The sequence below is a fragment of the Acidithiobacillus sp. YTS05 genome (assembly GCF_024396695.1).
GTDB lineage: Bacteria > Pseudomonadota > Gammaproteobacteria > Acidithiobacillales > Acidithiobacillaceae > Igneacidithiobacillus > Igneacidithiobacillus copahuensis.
The window spans coordinates 1,773,396-1,794,828 of record NZ_CP094359.1 but is presented as its reverse complement, the minus strand read 5'-3'; the positions used below and the strand labels follow the sequence as shown (position 1 = coordinate 1,794,828).

General features: G+C 58.7%; 13 protein-coding genes. 8 read left to right on the top strand and 5 right to left on the bottom strand.

Annotated elements, in window-relative coordinates; all coding sequences use genetic code 11:
• Positions 1-254 precede the first annotated feature (254 nt).
• The 5 genes from drmD to drmC are packed head-to-tail and all read left to right on the top strand — an operon-like array spanning position 255 to position 13,766.
• Entirely contained in the window at positions 255-3,416 is a 3,162-nt protein-coding gene (drmD, locus tag MQE22_RS08850) for a DISARM system SNF2-like helicase DrmD (protein ID WP_255789652.1), read from the top strand.
• A complete protein-coding gene (locus tag MQE22_RS08845; protein WP_255789651.1) occupies positions 3,413-7,546 on the top strand; it encodes an Eco57I restriction-modification methylase domain-containing protein in 4,134 nt (1,377 codons plus the stop codon). Before drmD ends, MQE22_RS08845 begins: the two co-directional genes overlap by 4 nt.
• Before the next feature lie 13 nt (positions 7,547-7,559).
• Complete coding sequence (gene drmA / locus MQE22_RS08840; protein ID WP_255789650.1) at positions 7,560-11,111, top strand: DISARM system helicase DrmA; 3,552 nt, start codon at positions 7,560-7,562, stop codon at positions 11,109-11,111.
• A 10-nt stretch (positions 11,112-11,121) separates the two neighbouring features.
• The gene (gene drmB, locus MQE22_RS08835; RefSeq protein WP_255789649.1) at positions 11,122-12,963 is read left to right on the top strand and encodes a DUF1998 domain-containing protein; all 1,842 of its coding nucleotides are present in this window, start codon (positions 11,122-11,124) and stop codon (positions 12,961-12,963) included.
• 5 nt (positions 12,964-12,968) lie between these two features.
• Positions 12,969-13,766 carry a DISARM system phospholipase D-like protein DrmC gene (gene drmC / locus MQE22_RS08830; RefSeq protein WP_255789647.1) on the top strand — a complete coding sequence of 266 codons (798 nt, stop codon included), beginning with the start codon at positions 12,969-12,971 and terminating at the stop codon, positions 13,764-13,766.
• A gap of 460 nt (positions 13,767-14,226) precedes the next feature.
• On the opposite strand, the gene MQE22_RS08825 is transcribed toward drmC, so the two are convergent.
• A complete protein-coding gene (locus tag MQE22_RS08825) occupies positions 14,227-15,432 on the bottom strand; it encodes a carbon-nitrogen hydrolase family protein (RefSeq protein WP_255789645.1) in 1,206 nt (401 codons plus the stop codon).
• A 138-nt stretch (positions 15,433-15,570) separates the two neighbouring features.
• On the opposite strand from MQE22_RS08825, the gene MQE22_RS08820 reads away from it, so the two are divergent.
• Positions 15,571-17,973 carry a type IV secretory system conjugative DNA transfer family protein gene (locus MQE22_RS08820; RefSeq protein ID WP_255789643.1) on the top strand — a complete coding sequence of 801 codons (2,403 nt, stop codon included), beginning with the start codon at positions 15,571-15,573 and terminating at the stop codon, positions 17,971-17,973.
• A gap of 2 nt (positions 17,974-17,975) precedes the next feature.
• On the opposite strand, the gene MQE22_RS08815 is transcribed toward MQE22_RS08820, so the two are convergent.
• Positions 17,976-18,560 carry a lytic transglycosylase domain-containing protein gene (locus MQE22_RS08815; RefSeq protein ID WP_255789642.1) on the bottom strand — a complete coding sequence of 195 codons (585 nt, stop codon included), beginning with the start codon at positions 18,558-18,560 and terminating at the stop codon, positions 17,976-17,978.
• An 11-nt stretch (positions 18,561-18,571) separates the two neighbouring features.
• Positions 18,572-19,240, bottom strand: coding sequence for a S24/S26 family peptidase (locus MQE22_RS08810; protein WP_255789641.1), 669 nt, complete (start codon positions 19,238-19,240; stop codon positions 18,572-18,574).
• 152 nt (positions 19,241-19,392) lie between these two features.
• Between MQE22_RS08810 and MQE22_RS08805 the strand changes: the two genes are divergently transcribed.
• Entirely contained in the window at positions 19,393-19,689 is a 297-nt protein-coding gene (locus tag MQE22_RS08805) for a toxin-antitoxin system TumE family protein (RefSeq protein WP_255789639.1), read from the top strand.
• A complete protein-coding gene (locus MQE22_RS08800; RefSeq protein WP_255789638.1) occupies positions 19,667-20,011 on the top strand; it encodes an HVO_A0114 family putative DNA-binding protein in 345 nt (114 codons plus the stop codon). Before MQE22_RS08805 ends, MQE22_RS08800 begins: the two co-directional genes overlap by 23 nt.
• A 1-nt stretch (position 20,012) precedes the next feature.
• Here the strand turns inward: MQE22_RS08800 and MQE22_RS08795 are convergent, their stop codons facing one another.
• Both MQE22_RS08795 and MQE22_RS08790 read right to left on the bottom strand, forming a co-directional pair.
• Positions 20,013-20,288 carry a hypothetical protein gene (locus tag MQE22_RS08795; RefSeq protein WP_255789637.1) on the bottom strand — a complete coding sequence of 92 codons (276 nt, stop codon included), beginning with the start codon at positions 20,286-20,288 and terminating at the stop codon, positions 20,013-20,015.
• A complete protein-coding gene (locus MQE22_RS08790; protein WP_255789636.1) occupies positions 20,285-21,424 on the bottom strand; it encodes a hypothetical protein in 1,140 nt (379 codons plus the stop codon). The genes MQE22_RS08795 and MQE22_RS08790 overlap by 4 nt, the downstream gene beginning before the upstream one ends.
• Positions 21,425-21,433 lie beyond the last annotated feature (9 nt).

Sequence of the window (21,433 nt, the reverse complement as noted above, 5' to 3'; positions counted from 1 at the left end):
GAATCTTCGTTATTTTACGCTATTAGAGTGTTTGATAGTGTGCCTGCTTCTGAATGCGAAATAGCCTTATCAGAAAAACCTGGTGCGCCTCGAAACTTTGTAGAGAGCTGGTGGTGATTCAGCGAGAGTTGCTGCAACTCTGTTCATGACGGCACTACCTCATGGTATTTCCGGTGTTACATTGAGCCTTGGAGGCTTTAACGCCGCATGAAAAATGAGTTCGGCGTCGACTGATAATTCAGAAGGTAAATGCAGTGCCACACATACCAGCGATCGGCCAGCTTGTAATCGTTCGGCGCCGTCCACTTGTTGTCACGGAGGTCGTTTCGCCAGCTCCAGGAATCAGCCAGAACGCGACTCAGGGTCATCATCTGGTCAAGCTTTCCTCAGTCGAAGACGACGGTCTTGGCGAGGAGCTTCAGGTTATCTGGGAGCTGGAACCCGGAACCAAAGTCCATGAAAAATCTACGCTCCCCGATCCTGACCACTTCGATCAACCCAAGCGTTTGCAAGCGTTCCTGGATGCCGTGCGCTGGGGTGCTATTTCCCAGGCCGACGACAAGGCTCTGCAATCCCCCTTTCGTAGCAGCATAGAGGTCGATGACTACCAGCTCGACCCGTTAGTGCGAGCCCTGTCGATGCCGCGTGTCAATCTGCTGATCGCCGATGATGTGGGCCTCGGCAAGACCATCGAGGCGGGGTTGGTCGTGCAGGAGATGATCCTGCGTCACCGTGTCCGCTCGGTACTGATCGTCTGCCCATCCTCCCTGCAAGTGCAGTGGCAGGAGGAAATGCGTGACAAGTTCGGCCTGGAATTCCGCATCGTGGACAGCCAGGCCATCAGCCAGTTACGCCGCAAGCGTGGCATTCACGTCAATCCGTGGTCCCACTTCCCGCGGTTGATCACCTCCATCGACTTCCTCAAGCGCGAGCGTCCGCTACGCACCTTCCGCGAGACGCTGCCTACGGGCGACCAGCCGACCTACCCGCGGGCTTACGACCTGCTGATCGTCGACGAGGCCCATAACGTCGCCCCATCAGGTCGCGGCAAGTACGCCACCGACTCGATGCGCACCCTGGCCATGCGCTCTCTGGCCCCGCATTTCGAGCACAAGCTGTTCCTCTCGGCCACTCCTCACAACGGCTACCGGGAAAGTTTCGCCGCTCTCCTGGAGCTGCTCGATAGTCAACGCTTCGCCCGGGCGGTCACGCCAGACCGCAACCAGCTCAATGCCGTCATGGTTCGGCGCATGAAGGATGAACTCAAGTTGCGCTGGGACGGCAGCCGACGCTTTGCCGAGCGCATCGTTCGGTACCTGGAGGTGCCCTATAACGACGACGAGCGGCAGGCCCACCACACTCTGCAGGCCTACTCAGAATTACGCCTCAAGCAGGCCACCTCGGACGGCGAGCGCATGGCGGCAGAATTTGTCCTCAAGCTGCTCAAGAAACGCCTGTTCTCCTCGCCCGCGGCCTTTGGCATCACCCTAGAAAAGCACATTGCCACCGTCGGCGGCAAAAAGGGAGCCAGCATAGCCCGCCGGGCGATCGAAAACTTCTCCGACGACTACGCTGACGACGATGAATATGAAGCCGAGGTCGGCGAGGTCGTCGGGTCGGTCAGCCAGACTTTGTCGCCCATCTCCGGGGAAGAGAAGGCGCTGCTGCGTCAACTTAGTGAGTTTACGGTCAAGACCACTCAGCGCCCTGACTGCAAGGCTCAGACGCTGATCGACTGGCTCAAGCAGACGCTGCGTCCCGGCGGCAAATGGAACGAAGAGCGTGTCATCATCTTTACCGAGTACCGTGCGACCCAGAAATGGATGTTCGACCTCCTGGCACGGGAAGGCTTCGCCGAGGAAGGTCGGTTGGAGATGATCTACGGCGGCATGCCCAACGACCAGCGGGAGCCGATCAAGGCAGCCTTCCAGGCGCACCCGAAGGAATCCAAGGTTCGCATCCTGCTGGCTACCGATACTGCCTCTGAAGGGGTGAACCTGCAAAACCATTGTTCCAAGCTGATCCATCTGGAGATCCCGTGGAACCCGAACCGCATGGAGCAGCGCAATGGCCGAGTGGATCGCCACGGCCAGAAGGCGGACGAAGTGCATATCTACCACTTTGTCGGCAAGGGCTTCGATACCGCCAGGACCTCTGGAAAGGTCGGTGACCTAGAAGCCGATCTGGAATTCCTGATGCGGGCCGCCCTCAAGGTGGAGACCATCCGTGAAGACGTCGGCAAGGTTGGCCCCGTCATCGCCAGCCAAGTGGAAGAGGCCATGTTGGGGCGACGTACCGGCCTCGATACCACTCGCGCGGAGCAGGAGGCCGAACCAGTCCGCAAGATGCTCAAATTCGAGCGCAAGCTGCGCGAGCAACTGGAGAAGCTGGCCTCCCAACTACACGAAACCCAGAACGAACTGAACCTTGCGCCCGAGCACATCGAAAACGTCGTCCGCGTGGGCCTTGATCTGGCCGAACAACCGGCTCTGATCCCCGTCGAGGTCGACGGTATCTGGCCAGACCCAACGGGGGTGCGCAAATCCTGTCCCGTATTCCGTCTCCCGGCACTCACCAATAGCTGGGCTCTGTGTGCGGACGGCTTGGCGCACCCTCACACCAAGAAGACTCGCCCGATCGTCTTCGATGGCGCCCTCGCCGCGGGGCGGGACGACGTGGTGCTCGCCCACCTCAACCATCGTCTGGTTCAGATGTGTCTGCGCCTGTTGCGGGCCGAGATCTGGTCGCTCGGAACCCAGGCCGGGCACCTCTCCCGCGTATCGGCCTGCGTGGTCGACGACTCGGTACTGACTCACCCAGTGGTTATCGCCCATGGGCGCATCGTCGTACTGGGCGGCGACAACCACCGTCTGCACGAGGAAGTCATCACCGCCGGCGGCGCGCTCATTGAGGGTCGTTTCCAGCGCCTCAACGTGGTTGACACCAAGGCTGCCGTAGCCTCGGCTACCGACACTGAGGCCCCTGTGGCTATCGAGGCCCGCCTCCGGGCCCTCTGGCCCAAGCACAGCGAGTCTCTGATGAAGGCCCTTGAGGCGCGCAGGGCCGAGCGCACCAAGAACCTGGAAAGGAATCTCGACGAGCTGGCTGAAAAGGAAGTGAACAAGCTCATCACGGTAATGACTGAACTCCAGCGCGCCATCCAGGCCGAAGTCGACCGCAAGGATGCCCCACAGCTGCTGCTCGATCTCGGTGGTGACGAACCTGGAAAGCAGCAACGCGAACGCGACCTGGCCGCCTTACGGCGACGCCTCAAGGAAATCCCGGAGGAAATCCAGCGCGAGTCCGAGCACATCCGCTCCCGCTTCGCCAACCCCAGTGCCCGTCTGTTCCCGGTGGCCGTCACCTGGCTGATCCCGCGGCGAGCCGTGCTTGAAGTCACGGGAGGCAAGGCATGAGCGTCGCACGCCACCACGCCGACTGGCTCTCCCTCGTCGAGGTATCCGGCCCCTTCGTTTCGCTGTCGGTTCTGCAAAAGGTCTTCCCGCAGGGGCTGGAAGGCCGTGATCCTGCCCAGGCCAAGGTGCTGCGCGCTGCCTACGAAGAATGGCAGAACAACCCCACCGCCCCCGGCAAGCAGCTCGCCTGGGTCATGCACGTCCTCACCTCGGTATTGGGCTACCCGGAAAACCAGATCGCTGAAGGCCAGGCCCTGCCCGCGGGGCTGGAAGCCAACATGCCTGAAATGGGCGAAACCCTGCGCCCCGATTTCGCCCTGATCGCCCCCGCTGGCACCGAAACCGCTGACCAGCCCCAACTCCTCATTGCCAGCTATCCGGCAGAGCAAAGCCTCGGCAAGCCTGTCATTGGCAAGCACTGGAAGGCCACACCCGCCACCCGCACAATGGAGTTACTGCACGGGGCCAACGTGCCGCTTGGACTGGTCACCAACGGGGAGCACTGGATGCTGGTCTATGCACCCCGCGGCGAGACCACTGGCTATGCCTCCTGGTATGGATCGCTGTGGCTCGATGAACCGATCACCCTGCGTGCCTTCCGTTCCCTGCTCGGTGTGCGCCGCTTCTTCGGTGTGGCCGCCGACAGCACTCTGCTGGCACTGCTCAAGGAAAGCGTCAACGATCAGCAGGAAGTCACCGATCAGCTCGGGTATCAGGTACGCGAAGCCGTCGAGGTGCTTGTGCAGTCCTTCGATGCCCTCGACAAGGAAAGCAACCGAACGCTGCTGAAGGGCATCAAGCCCGCCAGCCTCTACGACTCGGCGCTCACCGTGATGATGCGCCTGGTCTTCCTGTTCTCGGCAGAAGAGCGTGGCCTGCTGCATCTGGGTAAGCCGCTCTACGACGACAACTACGCCGTCTCCACCTTGCAGGAGCAGTTGCAGGAAGTAGCCGACCGCTACGGCGAGGAAGTGCTGGAACGCCGCTACGACGCCTGGGCGCACCTGCTCGCCACTTTCCGTGCCGTGCATGGCGGCATCCAGCATCAGGACTTGCTCATGCAAGCCTATGGTGGCTCGTTGTTCGACCCTGATCGTTTTCCCTTCCTCGAAGGCCGTGCCGCGGGCAGCAAATGGCGCAGCACACCTGCCGAACCCTTGTCGGTGAATAACCGGGTCGTCCTGCACCTGCTCAACTCCCTGCAACGCCTGCGCACAAAAGTCGGCGCTGGCACGACGGCGGAAACCCGTCGTGTGTCCTTTCGGGCGCTGGGCGTGGAACAGATCGGCCACGTCTACGAGGGCCTGCTCGACCACACCGCCTTCCGCGCCGACGAAGTGGTGCTCGGCATCCGCGGCACCCGCAGCAAGGAACCAGAAATCGCCCTCGCCACGCTTGAATCCCTCCTGGGACAGAGCGAAGACAAGCTGATCGAGCACCTCAAGGACGAAACCGGGCGTTCCGTTTCTGCGCTGCGCAAGGAACTCAACAACGGCGATCTGCTCGACGAACACAAGTTGCTCATCGCCTGTGACCAGGATGAAGCCTTACTGGCTCGCCTGCGTCCCTTCGCCGGTCTGATCCGCGACGATTCCTTCGACCGGCCCTGGGTGGTGCTGCCCGGCAGCGTATTCGTCACCGCGGGCACCGCCCGTCGCAGCACCGGCACCCATTACACGCCACCCTCGCTCACCGAACCCATTGTCCAGTACACGCTGGAGCCGCTGGTCTATATCGGCCCTGCCGATGGCGCACCGAGGGAGCAGTGGAAGCTCAAGTCGCCGAAAGAGATTCTCGACCTCAGGGTCTGCGACATGGCCATGGGTTCCGGGGCCTTCCTGGTGCAAGCCTGCCGCTACCTGGCCGAGCGTTTAGTCGAAGCCTGGGAGAACGAAGAAAAGGCCCACCCCAGCCAGGTGCTGATCACGCCGGACGGCAAGTTCTCCGAAGGTTCGCCCAGCGAACGCCTGGTGCCTGCCGAGGCCGCGGAGCGCATTGCCATCGCCCGCCGCGTGGTGGCTGACCGCTGCCTCTACGGCGTGGACATCAACCCCATGGCGGTGGAGATGGCCAAGCTCTCCATGTGGCTCATCACCGTCGACGCCAACCGGCCCTTCACCTTCCTCGACCACGCCTTCAAGTGCGGCGACTCGCTGCTTGGCATCACCTCGCTGGAACAGTTGGTGAGCTTCAGTCTACGTCCCGGCGTAGGCAAATTGCAGGGCTTTAATGCTCCCGGCTTTGTGAAGCAAATCGAGGAGGCGAAGAAGAAGCGTGAGATGATGGAGGCAATGCCTTCAGATACGCCGGAGCAGATTGCAGCGAAGTCAGCGTTGTGTGCCGAGGCGGAGGAGGCGGTAGCTAAGCTCAGTGCGGCGGCGGATGTGCTACTGGCCTTAGAGTTAAAGGGTCGAAAGGGGAAGGCCTACGAGACAGAACGGGAAGCCACAGTAGAACGGATGATGGCTAACTGGACACATGGACTCTCGGAATTACAGGGTTTTGCTCGTGAAGCTCTCGGCGTAAGGCACTGCTTCCATTGGTCGCTGGCCTTCCCCGAAATCATCGAAGGCGGCGGATTCCACGCCTTCGTCGGCAACCCGCCGTTCGTCGGTGGCCAGAAAATTACCGGCGCTCTAGGTACAGATTATCGCGACTACCTTGTGGGCCACTTAGCGCAAGGCAGAAAAGGTAGTGCAGACCTTTGCGCCTATTTCTTCCTGCGCGTATCAGACCTCTTGCGACCAGAGGGCATGGCGGGCCTATTGGCCACAAACACAATCGCCCAAGGAGGTACCCGCGAAGTGGGTTTAGACGCCCTTGTTGCCGCGGGAATGGTGTTGCCTCGTGCCGTGCCCTCAGCCCCGTGGCCAGGTGTCGCTGCCCTCGAAGTTGCCCATGTGTGGCTGCGCAAGGGAAATTGGCTGGGTGGCTATGTGCTCAACGGGCAATTAGTGGCAGGCATTACCTCTCTACTTACTGAACCGGGCCTAATCAGTGGCAAGCCACTCAAGCTTGAGGCAAACGCCAACAAGTCATTTCAGGGTTCCATCGTGCTTGGCATGGGCTTCGTTCTCACGCCAGAAGAAGCCGCCACCCTTATCGCGCAAAACCCCAAAAACCGCGACTGCTTGTTCCCCTATCTTAACGGTGAAGACCTTAACTCTAACCCAGACCAGTCACCCAGTCGCTGGGTTATCAATTTCTTTGACTGGCCTTTGAATCGATCCGGTGATGGCAATTGGACAAGTTCTGACGATAAACAGCGTAAGGAATGGCTGCGCTCAGGCATTGTTCCTTCAGACTATGCGGATGCCGTAGCAGCAGATTACCCAGATTTACTAGCGATCATTGATGAGAAGGTGAAGCCCGAGCGGACAAGGAAGAACGGCGATGGTGAATATCAGCTTCGCTATCCGCTTTACCTCAAATGGTGGATTTACGGTGAAAAACGCCCTGCGTTGTATGCAAGTATTTCAGGAATGGAGCAGGTGCTGACTTGTTCGGAGGTATCCAAGCATTTGGCGTTTAGCTTTTCGAAAACAGGCATTGTTTTCTCAGCGAATCTTGATGTGTTTCCTTTGGGAGACTACTTTTCCTTTGCTTTGCTGCAATCTTCAATTCATGACACTTGGGCTAGAAAGCTAAGTTCTACGTTAGAAAACCGGCTTAAATATTCCCCAGGAAATGCATTCGAGACTTTACCTTTTCCAGCCCAAAGTCAACGCTTGGTGACTGTAGGAAACGGCTATTATCGACATCGGCAGGAGATCATGGAATCGAGGAATGAGGGCTTAACTCAAATATACAACCGATTCCATAACCCCGACGAGACAGCTTCCGACATCATCGAGTTGCGCCGCCTACACGTCGAAATGGATCAAGCCGTAATGGATGCATATGACTGGCAAGACTTCGACCTCGGCCACGGTTTCCACGAAACCAAGCAAGGTATCCGCTTCACCCTCTCCGAGGCCGCCCGCCGCGAAGTCCTCGACCGTCTGTTGGCCCTGAATCATCAGCGCCACGCCGAGGAAGTCGCTACCGAAGCCACCCAAGCACCCGCAATACCCGCCAAACAAGGCCGAAAGAATCAGGCCGCTAGCGGCCAGGCGACCATGGATTTCTGACTCGGAGTAACGTATGACCACAACCCCAACCACTGCGACTCCCAATCCGCCTGCGTTGGCGAACAAAACGCCCAGCGACATCCGCGACGAACTCACTGATATGATCATCCGTGACCTACTTGGCCCGGCAGGTGGCCCGGATGAGGAGCTGAGCCAATACGAGGACCATGCCTACAACCGTTATCTGGTAGGCATGCTGGCCCCCAAAGGGAGCGAGGTGGACGGCGGCGAGCTGGACGAACTGGCCGCGGGCGATGGCGACGACGGCGAGGAAGGCGCATCGGAATCCGGTGTTCCCGCGGGCAGCACCTATTTCCCATCGTCGATGGGACTGAGCTTCGTCGTGAGTCCGGAGGCCGAGGAGATCGTCGTTGAGGCCGAGTGGGGGCAATACCTGCGGACCAAGAGCGCAGTGCAGAAAAAAAAGGACGGCAACGAGGCCAACGTCTGGCAACGGCATCCGGTGGTGGCACCAAGCCTGATCCTCGCGCTAAAAGATGGCGTCATCAACCCCACCGAGCTGCACAAGGATCACCCACTGGTGCAGTTGCAGGGCCGCATGCGTCAGACTCCCGATGGCTGGATAGTGACGCTGTTCATGGTCAATCAGCAGCCAGAACGCACCCGCCGCGGCGAGCCGAAGGACGAGGTCTGGATATTCCAGCCCAAGCTGCGGGTGCATGGCCACGATAATCTGCCCATCTTCGTGCAGCGCAAGAATGCCAAGGCCGACCTCTCGAAGATGGATCCGCTGACCCGCGAGGAATCGGAAACCCTGGAGATGCTTTATCGCCACAATCGCGAGTTCGCTGTCGGTCACGGCATCTCGATACACGCCACGCTGCCGGAACCCTTGACCGAGCATGCCTCCAAGGTGGAGACCGAATGGGTGCCGCAATTCGAGGTGCCGCAGCAGACCCCACGCTCCGTTGCCGACGACGAGAATCTCGATGGCGTGGTGATGGATATGCAGGAACTGGCCGAACTGCCGAAGTCCGGCCTGATTACCAGCCTGCGCCACATCGAGACCGCCTACCGGGTCTGGATCAAGATGGAGGCGGCCAAGCTGAGCCTGCCCACCGAAAAGCTGGCCGGGCACGAAGAAGCCGCCAAGCGGGCGGTGGATCGCTGCGCACGGGCGCTCCAGCGCATTAAGGCGGGCATCGACCTCATCGAGAAGGATGCGTTGGCCGAGGAAGCCTTCCGCTTTGCCAACCGGGCGATGTGGCAGCAGCGGATTCACTCCACCTTTGCGCGCAAGGTGCGCAAGAAGGAGCTGAAGATCGAGGACGGCGTGGCCACCGTGGACGAAGTGAAGAACCGCAGCTGGCGTCTGTTCCAGATGGCCTTCGTGTTGCTCAACCTGCCCAGCCTCACCGACCTGCATCACCCCGACCGCAGCCACGAAACCGATGCCGTGGCCGACTTGCTGTGGTTTGCCACCGGCGGCGGCAAGACCGAAGCCTACCTGGGCCTGACCGCCTATACGGTGGCCTTGCGACGCCTCCAGGGCGTGGTTGAAGGCCGCCGCGGCGATCATGGCGTTGCCGTACTGATGCGCTACACCTTGCGCCTGCTTACCTTGCAGCAGTTCCAGCGTGCCGCAGCCTTGATGTGCGCCTGCGAGACCATCCGCCGTGCCGATGTGGCCAAGTGGGGCGAGACACCATTCCGTCTGGGTTTATGGGTCGGCAACAAGACAACCCCCGGCACCCTGGCCGCGGCAGCCAATGCGCTGCGCCAACGCAATGTGGGCGGCAAGCCTTCATCGAGCGGCACGCCGCATCAGATCACTTCCTGCCCCTGGTGCGGCAGCGAGATCAAGGAAAAGCACCTCAAGGTCTATGAAGCCCCCAGCGACATCGGGCGCTGCATTACCTACTGCGGCGACGACCTGGGCCGCTGCGAGTTCTCGGAAGCGAAAGCGCCCGCGGACAAGACTAAGCCGGACTACCGCGAAGGCTTGCCGGTGATGGTGGTGGATGAGGAAATCTACCGTCGCCCACCGTCACTGTTGATCGCCACCGTAGACAAGTTCGCGCAGATGCCCTGGAACGGCAAAACACAGATGCTGTTTGGTAAGGTGACGGAGGTTTGTGATCGGCACGGTTTTCTGTCACCAGAAGTGGAGGATGGGCAATCGCATCCTTCCCGCAATGGCTTGCCTTCGGTGAAAAATCGTCCGCACGGGTTCCTACGTCCGCCTGACCTGATCATCCAGGATGAACTGCACCTTATCAGCGGGCCACTCGGTTCGATGGTGGGGCTTTATGAGTCTGCGGTTGATGAGTTGTGTTCTTGGGAGGTCGATGGCAAGAAGGTGCGGCCCAAGGTGGTGGCCTCCACCGCGACGATCCGCCGAGCCCCCGACCAGGTGCAGAAACTCTTCGTACGCAAGCTGGGGGTGTTCCCGCCCCAGGGCACGAGCATCCGCGACAGCTTCTTCGCCATCCAGCGTCAGACCGGGCCGCAGTATCCGGGGCGGCGCTATCTCGGCATTACGGCGTTCGGTCGACGCTACCCGTTTGCCATGATCCGCAGCTATGTCGCCCACATGTCAGCGGCCCAGACGCTCTACGAGAAATACGACCGCCTGGCCGATCCCTGGATGACGGTGACTGGCTACTTCAACTCGATCCGCGAGCTGGCGGGTACGCGACGCCTGGTGGAAGACGACATCCGTGCCCGTCTGCGCGATGCCGATCAGCGCGGCATGGCCAAGCGCCGTGTGCGCATGGGTGCCGTAGAAGAGCTGACCTCGCGCAAGTCAGGCACGGATATCCCCAAGATCCTCGAACGGCTAGAGGCAACCTTCGACAAGTCGCTGGAAGCCCAGCGGGCCGCGGAGCGCAAGGCAAACCAGCCCCAGACCTCATCGGTGCCTTACGACGTGATCCTGGCCACCAACATGATCTCGGTCGGCGTTGATATTGACCGTCTGGGTTTGATGCTGGTCGCCGGCCAGCCCAAGAACACCTCCGAGTACATCCAGGCCACCAGCCGCGTTGGACGCTCCAGTGACGGCCCCGGTCTGGTCACGACGGTATTCAACTGGGCGCGTCCGCGGGACTTGTCCCATTACGAACGCTTTGAGCACTACCACGAGACCTTCTATAAACACGTTGAAGCGCTGTCGGTGACGCCGTTCTCGGTCCGGGCACTCGATCGCGGCCTGTCGGGTGTGTTGGTCGGCCTGATGCGGCTCTGGGATGAGCACCTGAATGCGAACCTGAAGGCCGGCGAAGTCACTGATATTGATCCGATATGGGGCGAGGTGTTTGATCTGCTCGCCAAGCGGGGGGAGAACGCCACCCACGATCCGGCAGTGGCTGCGCGTATTACGGACATGCTGAATCGCCGCCGTGACGAGTGGCTAGCCCGTGTGCACAACCAGAGGGATCACCGGCTCAGCTACAAGCCTGAGGGCGGAGCGACGGTTGGGTTGTTGGAACAGGCCGGCGAAAACGACTGGGAGATGTTCACCTGTCTGAACTCGCTGCGCGATGTGGAGGGCACGGTAGACCTGGTGCTCGATCAGAGGCCAACTGGCCTGCGCGTCAACTGAGGGACAAACAATGAATGAACTTGGCGAACTCCGCCCCAGCCAACTGATTTTTACCTTCGGCATAGGCTCGCTGGTTGATCTGCCCAACATGTCAGTCTTGGTAATGGGCCTGGATGACTGGGACACCCGTTACTGCAAGGAGGTTGAGGAAGACCGTCTGGTCGCCGCGGTGCAGAAGCGCTTTGGGACACAAACAGCCAAGCTTTACCTGCCACCGATCAAGCTCGACGGCATGGATAAGGACCCGGCAGCGCCGGCAATTGGCGTACCGGTGGTGCCGTTTCCTCGCTGGATGCGTTGCTCTCTGTGCGATATCTTGGCGACAGTCGAATCCGGCGTCTTTAAGTTGCATCAGGACATGTACCGTCCCGACAGGACGGAATATGTCCATCAGGGCTGTCTGAAAGCCCGGGGCGGTAGATCACCCTCAGCGATCTCGGTGCGTTTCCTTCTTGCCTGCCGAGAAGGTCATTTGACCGACTTCCCGTGGCTGGAATTCGTGCACAAAGGCAATGTTTCCTGCAAATCCGCCACATTGACCCTTCGTGAGTTTGGCGCGTCTGGCGATGCGTCGGACATCGTGGTGAAGTGTCATACCTGCGGCACCGAACGGCGTATGGCGGATGCCTTTGATCCGGATTCGGCCTTCAGGTGTCATGGCCACCATCCGCATCTCCGTCTTATTGAAGGCAACTGTCAAGAGCCTGCCAAAACCATCCTGTTAGGCGCATCGAATAGCTGGTTCCCCACTGTCTTGTCGGCACTGTCGATTCCGCGAGCAATGGACAAGTTGAGCAAGATGGTCGAGGAGCAATGGGCCGAATTAAAGGATACGGATGACATTGATGAGTTGCGCCTTCTACGCAAAAAACAACACAAATTTCAGTCACTAATCCCGCTATTTTCCGAGTTTTCTAACGAGGAAATCTGGGCCGTCATCGAGTCCAAAAAGGCCGGTGGTGAGCAGGGCAGAATGCCCGCCGAAGACCTCAAGCTACCGGAGTGGGAGGTGTTCTCAAATCCGGAGTCTGCCAGTGCCAACCGTGACTTCAAGCTGAAACGAGTTGAACCGCCAAAGGGATTCGAGGCCCTCTTCGAAGATACCGTGTTGGTCGAGCGTGTTCGTGAGGTGCGCGCATTGCTGGGTTTCACCCGCATCGAGTCAAATGCTGACTTTACTGAGGCTACACTCCTGAGAGATGGGCGGCTGACCAAGATCAGCCGCGAAAGCCCGACGTGGCTGCCCGCCTCGGAAGTCCGCGGTGAAGGCATATTCCTGCGCATCCGCGAAGAGCAGTTGCTGGCTTGGCAGGACAAGCCAGAAGTACAGCAGCTCCAGCAGGAATTTCTGGGCGCACATAAAGCCTGGCGCAAGTTACGCAATCTTGAACCGTCTGAAGTAGGGTTCCCCGGGATCCGGCTGGTGCTCCTGCATTCGCTGGCTCATGCGTTGATGCGCCAGATCGTTCTGGACTGCGGTTACACCGCAGCAAGCGTGCGAGAACGCCTCTACTCACGTCAGCCCGGTGAGGACGGTGGCCCCATGGCGGGCATCCTGCTTTACACCGCGGCACCCGACAGCGAAGGAACGCTTGGTGGCCTTGTTGAGCTTGGTGACCCGATGACATTGGGGCGTCATATGCAACAGGCGCTGGAAAGTATGCGCATTTGTGCATCCGATCCACTCTGCTCGGAGCATCAACCGGACCCTCTTGGGCGAGGGATTCATGGTGCCTGTTGTCACGCGTGCCAGTTCGTACCGGAAACCTCGTGTGAGCGCGGCAACCGGTATCTGGATCGTTCAACATTGGTGAATACCTTCTCCGCACGTGGTGCGGCATTCTTCGATTAACCGCCATGCCCGACGATCTGATTTCCGCGCTGGATAGTCTGATACGCAAGGGGCCGGATGTGTGGCTGACATCGGCGATTGAGGCGCTTCGCAGTCTCCCGGCGACCGCGACTGCTGAGTTTGCGTTTGATCAATTGCCAGAGACGAACAACCCTGGGCTGTCCTCTCTGGCAAGGGAAGCCATACGGCTGTCGACCGGCCAGCTGTCTTGGGAGGCTTTGAGCTGGGCGCTTCAGGCTACCCATGCCAGTCAGCGATGTTCCGAAGCGGAACATCGCACTGAATTCCTTTGGTCTGGCCCACCACCAGCAGGCTCAATTACTGCTCGACGAATTGATCAGGCGCTCTATGACCTGATTGCTCAAGCCAGACGAGAAATTTTGTTGGTGACCTTCGCTGCGACGAGGATTGAACGACTCTCAGGGGAACTTCTTAAGGCAGTTCAAAGGGGTGTCAAAATTAGGCTGGTGCTTGAGTTCACGGGAACATCTGAAGGGCAGCTATCTTTCGATGCAATGAAAGCATTCCCCAGCGGGCTGATCGAATCGGTTGAGATATTTCACTGGCCCACGAGCAAGCGCGACCGCAACCAGAGAGGAAAGCCAGGAAGACTGCACGCCAAATTGGCAATCGTCGACGGTGTGGCGTTGGTGTCCAGCGCAAACCTTACAGATGATGCTTTTAGTAGAAACCTTGAGTTAGGTGCTTTGATCCAAGATTCGCGGTTCGTCTCGAACGCACAATCGCATGTCGACAGGCTCATAACCGATGGGATTTTTTTGCAAACGCCGGCATCAGCCTAACTCTGGCTTCACCCACTTTAAGATGATCCATGGGGCTGGATTCGGCTGACTGAGGCGCATTTCTATGGCTTTGGGCGCCAACATCGATGATGGTCGAGCGACTAAGTTGTCGTTAGACGTGCAAAATATTCGCATTATGTATTGAAGACATCCTCTCTCCTGTAGATTCAGGAGCCGACAGCGGGTTGCCGATGCACGAATGCCCGGAGAGGGTCGGAAGCTGCCACCTGACCATCGGTGACGAACGGCCTCTTCTGGTCTGGAACCGCCGTTGGAGAGCGTAGAACCGTTTGGTTCAGGTCGGGTTTAGCTTTATGCTGGCTCGTGTCCTTCACCCTGCTCTGATCCAGAGTTGCAGGCAGCAGACGGTAGTTACTCTATCTTGATCATTGCTTACTTCTTGAACTTCCGGATGTGAAGCCGAACGGAGCATAATTCCAACCACTTTTGCGTATGGCTGTCAATTATTCTCCGCCTCAATCTCCGGCGCCCCCAGGAGCTTTCCCCACACCCATGCCGTGTTTCGTTGAATCTGCGGGATGCCTGTTCCCTGCGCCCACCATTCGTTATTGGTAAGCAATACGACTTGCGGGCTCTGTAACGCGCCCTCGATCCAGACGAATGGTAGCAGCTGGTCGTAGCAGATATTGGCCCAGACCTTCATGCCTGCAATTTTCCTGGCAGGTGTCCACCAAGCAGCCTCATAGTCCACGTTCTGGCTATCCACGTAGCCCGTCCCCCTTGACCAGGGATGCCACATGGATACGGGTACCGGAAACGTGGAATTGAAAAGGTCGGTAGGCTTTCGGTTACGCCGTAACTCCACGATCGAATCGGTCAGGATGCCGACCTGCCGTGGTACCGACATGCCCATGAGCCAAGTCTGCCCTTTGGGGATGGCCTGCCGGATAGCCCAAAGATTCCCTGCCCAGGCAGTTTCCAGGGTCTCCGGGAGCAGAACGACCTTCGCCCCTTTGGATTGCGCCAGGGTCTGGCGAAGAATCGCATTATGCCGAGCCTGATTGGTCAGCACATTGGGTACTGCCGGCCCTACGTGCAAGGAAACTCCTACCCAATGGTGGAGACCATGGAGCCTCGGACTACTCGTCGAAGGGAACATCCATGCTCCTATGTTGGCTACCAAGGCAAGAAACAGAGCCGCATCTGTCAGAAATAACCGGAGAGAGAAGGGCGCTTCCAGCCGTGGTTTTCTGGAGAGTCCTGCTATCAAGAGAAGGAAAAGCAGGATGCCGGCCATGCCCAACCCGGGGTAGAACAGTCCGGCAGCCGAAAGGGGAGATAGCCAGTCGAAGAGGGAGAGGGGCGGGACCAGTGCGTCGAATAGTAGGACCAGAGCGACCTTCCAGGGACGATTGGCAAAGAACCAGCCCAGGGACAGTAAGGTCGCCGACCCCAGCCACAGAAAAGCGCCCTCCCACCACGGCGCATGCGCGCCAAAAAAGACTGCCACCCCGCGGAGCAGACCCTGGGAACCGGCAGCATAGTAGGCCAATGCTACCCCGTAGCGGTCGAGGCCTCGGCGCTGAAACAGTATCAGTAGTGCAAAGACCAGAGAGAGCAGGGGGCCGACCCAGTGGATGGGCAGCATCCAGGATGCCCCGCAGGCGGCAGAGAGCAACAGGGAAAAGATGACGCGACGATACATGGCGTTTCTCGGCGAAGATGAACTTGCCGAGGTATAGCGCCAGATCGTTGCAGCGCCGGTGCCGTGAACCCGTCTACTGCCGATCGGGCGCGACGTCGGGTATACCGAAAGAGACCCTTTTCTCGGAGGATAAACTTCATGGCCCTACGAGTGCATCAGCCTGAGCAGAGTATTCTCGATTACCGCAAGCAGCAACAGATCCGTAACGCCCCGGCGCTCGCCATGGCCGCCACGGTAATGACGGCCGTTGCTTCCGCTTACCTGGGCGCGAGTCTGGGAGTGCATTGGGAGATTGGCGCCTATGCCCCAAACTTCTTTCCCGATTACCTTGCCAAGCCGCTCTTTGGGCTGCCGGTCTATTCCCCCTGGGAGCTTGGCAAAATGGCTGTGACCTACTGGCACTATCCGATGATGCAACGCACGGTAGAACTGGCGGGGGGGATTGCGGCACTACCCACCCTGCTCATGGCTGGCTGGCAGTTTGCCCGCATTGGGCGGCTACAGCGAAGCCTATACAAGACCGACCTGCATGGCTCCGCCCATTGGGCCACCGAAAAGGAAATCCGCCGCATGGGGCTGCTGCCCAAGGGGCGTCAGGACAGCAAGCGCGTCTGTTATGTGGGGGGTGTCGTCGACAAGAAAGGAAACACCCTCTACCTGCAGCATTCTGGTGCAGAGCACATCATCGTTTTTGCGCCAACGCGCTCCGGCAAAGGCGTGGGCTTTGTGTTGCCTACGCTGCTTGGAGGGTGGCAGGAAAGTGTGGTCACCAATGATATCAAGGGTGAAAACTATCTGCTGAGCGCCGGGTGGCGGCAGTCCATCGGCCAAACCATCCTGAAATTCAATCCGGGCTTTGGCATGGATGCCGACCCAGACGACAATTTCGAGGCCAACAATGGCGACCTCGGCTCCGAAGACCAGTGCTGCCACTTCAATCCACTCGACGAAGTGCGCGTAGGCACGGCCTTCGAGGTCAAGGACGTCATGAACATTGCCACCATGATCGTCGATCCGGACGGCAAGGGACTCAATGACCACTGGCAAAAGACCGGCTTCGCGCTGCTGACCTGCGTCATCTTGCATGTGCTCTATGCAGAGGAAGACAAGACCCTGCGCGGGGTTGCTGCCTTTTTGAACGACCCGAACCTGCAAAACGTCGATCAGGCCTTCCAGAAAATGATCGATACAGAGCATAACCCGAACGGGAAGTTCACCCAGAAGTGGATCGAGCAATACAAGCTGACACCAGAAACCGCCAAGGTGCATCCGGTCATCGCCCAATCCGCCAAGGAGATGCTGAACAAAGCGCCGAATGAGAAGTCCGGCGTGATCTCCACCATGATGAGTTTTCTGAGCCTCTATCGAGACCCGATCGTGGCCAAGTGGACGGCCTACTCGGATTTCCGGATCAAAGACCTGCAGGACGCAAAGAATCCCGTCTCGCTGTATCTGGTAACTTCTCCCGAGGACAAGAATCGCCTGAAGCCACTGATCCGCCTCGTGCTGAACCTCATCGCCTCGAAGTTTACCAGTGAAGATCGTCTGGTGCAGGAGAACGGGCGCATGGTCTGCAAAGGCAGGCATCCCCTCCTGCTCCTCCTCGACGAGTTTCCGAGTCTGGGCAAGATGGATATCTTTCAGGACGCCATCGCGTTCTTTGCTGGCTACAACGTCAAGCTCGCGCTGATCGCCCAAAGCAAGTCCCAGCTCGAGGACGAGGCACATGGGTACGGAAAGGCCGGTGGCTCGGTCATCATCGAAAACTGCCATGTGCGGTACTTCTATGCGCCAAACGACGTGACGACAGCAGAGTGGCTTTCCAAAAATCTTGGCAACAAGACGGTGGCCATGGAAAATACCACCCAGAGCCTGGAGGGATCGATCATGCCTTCCCCGAAAGGCCAGAGTCGATCTCTCTCGTACCATCCACGGCCACTGCTCACTCCTGATGAGGTTCTGCGTCTGCGCGGGCCGGTCAAGCGCGGCTCGGATATCGTGCAAGCCGGTGACATAATCGTCATGGTGACAGGCTTTTCCCCCATCTATGGCCGACAGATCTTGTACTTCAAGAACCCAGTGTTTCTCGAGCGGGCAAAGATCGATCCGCCGGCAAGCTTTGAGCCCCTTCGTAAAGAGAAGGATTACTCCAGGACGTTGGGGCATACCGGCGTGTTGAAAGCCAAGGCACCAGATCAACCAAGTGCGCTTGAGGATGCTGATTTCACCGACGCCACCGAAACAACACCGCCGGTGTTGCCTGCAGACACAGCACCTGAGCAGCCCCAATCCTCATTGGACGCCCTGGAGGCCGAAAATGCCGAGGCAGAAGGGGGCGACGCTCTGGCAGACCCAGACGCGCAGGACGCGCAAATTGCACTGGATCGGTTGGCTCAATTGCACCGACTGGCCGCCAATGGTTTGCCTCCAGAGATGATTGCCGCATCTGGTGGCGAGGATGGATGGCGGGCAAGTCAGAAACGAATCGATCGGGAAGCGTTCAAGCAGTCCGTGCAGGGACTTGCCAAAGGAGCGGCGTAAAATCACCAGCGAAAATCATAAGCCGCTGATCCGGTCGGATTGGATCTCTTCTGGGGTAGGCTGTGTTTTGTCCAACTGACCGAGAAGACAAGCGGTGCGGAGGCGCGCGGCCGATAGGCCAAGGATCCTGCAGTGACCAAAACGGGAATCCCAGCCGAGCGCAGTACGGCGTTTGCGTAGTGCGCATCCCCCCAGAGGTGGCCCGAATTGTAGGCCTCGAAGGCATGATAGAGGGCATATTGCCCCGGGCCGTAGCGTAACACCGCTTTCTGATAATCCGCCTGGAGAATCTCGCCGCCCGCATGCAGGTTTGTGCAGGCCTGAAAAGCATTTTGTGGGGTAAGCCCAAAGGCGGCAAAGTTCTCGGTATCCACCTGTGCAAGACCGACATCGACCTTTTGTCCGAGATCGATGGCCCGCTTCAGGTAGGCTCGAGCGGCTGTCAGGCTCCGTGGCAGGATGCGTTGACGTGTGGTGTTGTTCCACATCGCGAGGGGATCACCGCCAGACTCCACCCGAACGATGGCAGCCATGGTCTGTGGCGCCACCATGGGGGCGCACTGCTGGGCAAGTGTCGTGAGTATCATGGGTGGTTTCCTCATTGCTTTTCGGTTGTCGGGGTGTACCAGTACTGGCTGCCAGGGATGACCAGGGCGGGGCGCAAGCTGCCAAGGATGTTTTTGACTGGGACAGGGCCGTAATAGGCACTGGTGAAGGCAAAGTCTCCGGGAGCATAGTCCCAGAAATAGTCTCTCGGGATGACCATGTGGAATCCAATGGGCAAATGCACAACAGGGATGCCGTCCACATGGGTCACGATCCGGCTGTTGGGGAGAAGCTTGCCGTTGGCAACCACACCTGCGCGGGTAATTTCCACCGTCTGGCCAGCGGTGGCTGCGACGATCTTGGCAAAGGGCATGAGATGGTCTGGACAGGACCATTTTCCCTGCGGGGTGAAGTCGAGCCAGCGCCCGGTAATTGCCTCGCGCATTGCCGGATTGATTCCAGTTTGTGCGCTGCGTAACAGCCATGTTGGCCCAATGAAGGGCAGGGTAAGTCTCTCGTGAACCGGAGGACACAGGAATATCCTGTCGCCATCGCGGAGGTTCTTCGGTGCCGGCCCGCGTTGGTAGAAGCCTATGGGCATGCAGGTCGTTTCATTGAGCGACCAGTGCTCCAATCTGCCGATGGCAAACACCGAAGATATGAGCAGCATGACCGCAGCCAGGGTGATCATGAGCAAGGTGGAAAGTTTAGGAAGTCGCATACCAGAACCTCGCGAGAGTGGCTGTTCTGGTATAGCCAAGGGTAGTGGGGATCGGTAGCGCCTCCCCCTCTTCGGGTAACTTCACCTGAAGGTGAAACGAGTCAAGTGTTGGTTAATTTGCCAACAGGTAGGCATCATGATAGCTTCCACTCATGAAAGCCCGAAAGTTGGTGGTGCGGCGCGTCGTTTTGTCTGAGTCGAGCTTTGCGGAAATAGTCGTCTGGCATGTTCCGGAGGCCGTTTCAGGAAGTATGCACTTGTTCAAATATCGCCTCGCATACGTAGTGAACGGTAATTGTGTTCTGCGCTTCGATAACGAGGCAGGCAAAGGCGATCATCTGCATGTTTCGGGAACCGAGAAACCCTATAGGTTTTCCAGCCCTCGACAATTACTGGCGGATTTCTTTGAAGAGATAGCGAGATGGAATGATGAGCACATTGACGATTGATGTATGCCCCCTGCGCAGTGTTTTGGCGGAGGCCGCCGAAACCATGGAAGATTTGGTGCCCACGGAACCTCGTATCAGTTTTGATACGCCAGAGTTGCTCTGGAGCGTCCTTACCCCGAGTCGGTGGACCATTTTGCGGGCGATGACCAATGCAGGGCCAATCGCCTTGAGAGAAATTGCTCGTAGAGTAGATCGCGACGTGAAATCTGTCCATGGAGACGTGCATGCCTTGTTGAATGCCGGAATCGTCGAGCGCAATGCAAAAGGATTCTTGTTCCCGTATGATGCAGTGCACGTCGATTTTCTGCTCAAGGCGGGGTGACCTAGAGCCCCAACCCCAGCTCCACCCCCAAATGTAGGCCAAGCTCTTTGAGGACCTGCTCCGGGGGCTCATAGCCCAGATCCATGGCGGACTGCATTACTTTTCGCTCGTGCGACTCTACCAGCAGCCGCTGCGAGGAGCCCGCAGGAAGTGATCGGCTGTCTGGGTGCTGGTGGATCTCCGCCAGGAGCTTTTTGAGCTTCGCCCGGCGGTTCTCCTCCCGACTTCTCTCCAGATCGGCAGTGACCCAGTGTTCCAGCGCCTCGCCGTGTTTCATCGTTCCAATCCTTGGGATTGCTCGCGGCTTTTTGCCAGGACGTCTACGCCAAGCTTGTCCCGGACCAGCTGCACTGTCCGGTCCTTGTCACCCAGCTGCAGCATGGCTTCATTGGGCTTGAGGCCTCCGCCTTGCCCCTCGATCTGCCGGAAGGTTCCCTCGGGGTTGCGCTCCCCAAAGGCCGCAGAAACGAATTTCTCCCCCGTTGTGCGGTTCTCGTTGGGTAGGATGTTGACGTAGAGCTTGCTCCCGTCCTCGCGGGTGACTGACGTCGAGAGCATGGGAATGCCCGACTTCGACGTGCGTTCCGCAAATTCCACGCTGTGTCGCTCTTTCAGTCCCTGCTCCTTGTTCTCTACGACCAGCACGCCCCGAGCCTTTCCATTTTGGTCTACATAGAGCCCAACGCTCCGCCAGGTACCTTGTGGGTCTTTCTGGTGTGCCTCGAGGCGAGGGAGGACCTGGGTGGGGGCAATCCCTTTCTCTTTCAGCCGTTCTCCGATCTCCTGTACGACGGTTGCGAAATAGGCTTCCCGCGTCGTCGCCGCGACCTCGTTCAGAATTTTCTTGTTGTCCCCCATGCCGGCCTGTTTCAGGGGTTCCTGCTTGGCGGCAACCTGTTCCTGCGCCTTTTCGAAATGGCCCGGTACCGCAGGAATCTCCTTGCCTTCGGCATCCTTCATCGTGGCGACATGATTGGTGAAGCTTTTGCCATCTCGCTCTACGGTCTCTGCAAACCCGCCGATGGTGACGACCTGGCCGGCATGCTCTTGCGAGGCCCGGTCGAGCTTGGCAAGGAGACGCTGGGCGAATTCACTGTCCAGGTCGGCGCTCAGGATCAGCTTGTCGTCCTCTTTTTCCAGGGTAACGCGCAGCTTCTGGAAGGTGGAGCCATTGGCATGTGTCTCGGCCAACGCTACACCTGTGAGCTTGCCGGTGAGTTCTGTTTCATAGCGGGCACCATGAGACTTCATGGCGGCGCGGACGACTTTTTCTGTCTCCGGTGAGTGCCCCTGTTTCCAGGTGGCGTCGCCTACCTCAGCCTTGGCCTCGGCCAAGGCCTCGTTGGTCTGGCCATCATTGATAGTGACAAATCCATTGACCAGATTGTTGCGTTGCATCATACGTACGGGCATGACCATTCT

Excerpts from the sequence above, each read along its gene's own strand:
- drmC (WP_255789647.1), top strand. The coding sequence starts at position 12,969 with ATGCCCGACGATCTGATTTCCGCGCTGGATAGTCTGATACGCAAGGGG.
- MQE22_RS08805 (WP_255789639.1), top strand. The coding sequence starts at position 19,393 with ATGAAAGCCCGAAAGTTGGTGGTGCGGCGCGTCGTTTTGTCTGAGTCG.
- MQE22_RS08845 (WP_255789651.1), top strand. The coding sequence starts at position 3,413 with ATGAGCGTCGCACGCCACCACGCCGACTGGCTCTCCCTCGTCGAGGTA.
- MQE22_RS08795 (WP_255789637.1), bottom strand. The coding sequence starts at position 20,288 with ATGAAACACGGCGAGGCGCTGGAACACTGGGTCACTGCCGATCTGGAG.
- MQE22_RS08790 (WP_255789636.1), bottom strand. The coding sequence starts at position 21,424 with ATGCCCGTACGTATGATGCAACGCAACAATCTGGTCAATGGATTTGTC.
- MQE22_RS08825 (WP_255789645.1), bottom strand. The coding sequence starts at position 15,432 with ATGTATCGTCGCGTCATCTTTTCCCTGTTGCTCTCTGCCGCCTGCGGG.
- MQE22_RS08810 (WP_255789641.1), bottom strand. The coding sequence starts at position 19,240 with ATGCGACTTCCTAAACTTTCCACCTTGCTCATGATCACCCTGGCTGCG.
- drmA (WP_255789650.1), top strand. The coding sequence starts at position 7,560 with ATGACCACAACCCCAACCACTGCGACTCCCAATCCGCCTGCGTTGGCG.
- MQE22_RS08820 (WP_255789643.1), top strand. The coding sequence starts at position 15,571 with ATGGCCCTACGAGTGCATCAGCCTGAGCAGAGTATTCTCGATTACCGC.
- drmB (WP_255789649.1), top strand. The coding sequence starts at position 11,122 with ATGAATGAACTTGGCGAACTCCGCCCCAGCCAACTGATTTTTACCTTC.
- MQE22_RS08815 (WP_255789642.1), bottom strand. The coding sequence starts at position 18,560 with ATGATACTCACGACACTTGCCCAGCAGTGCGCCCCCATGGTGGCGCCA.
- MQE22_RS08800 (WP_255789638.1), top strand. The coding sequence starts at position 19,667 with ATGATGAGCACATTGACGATTGATGTATGCCCCCTGCGCAGTGTTTTG.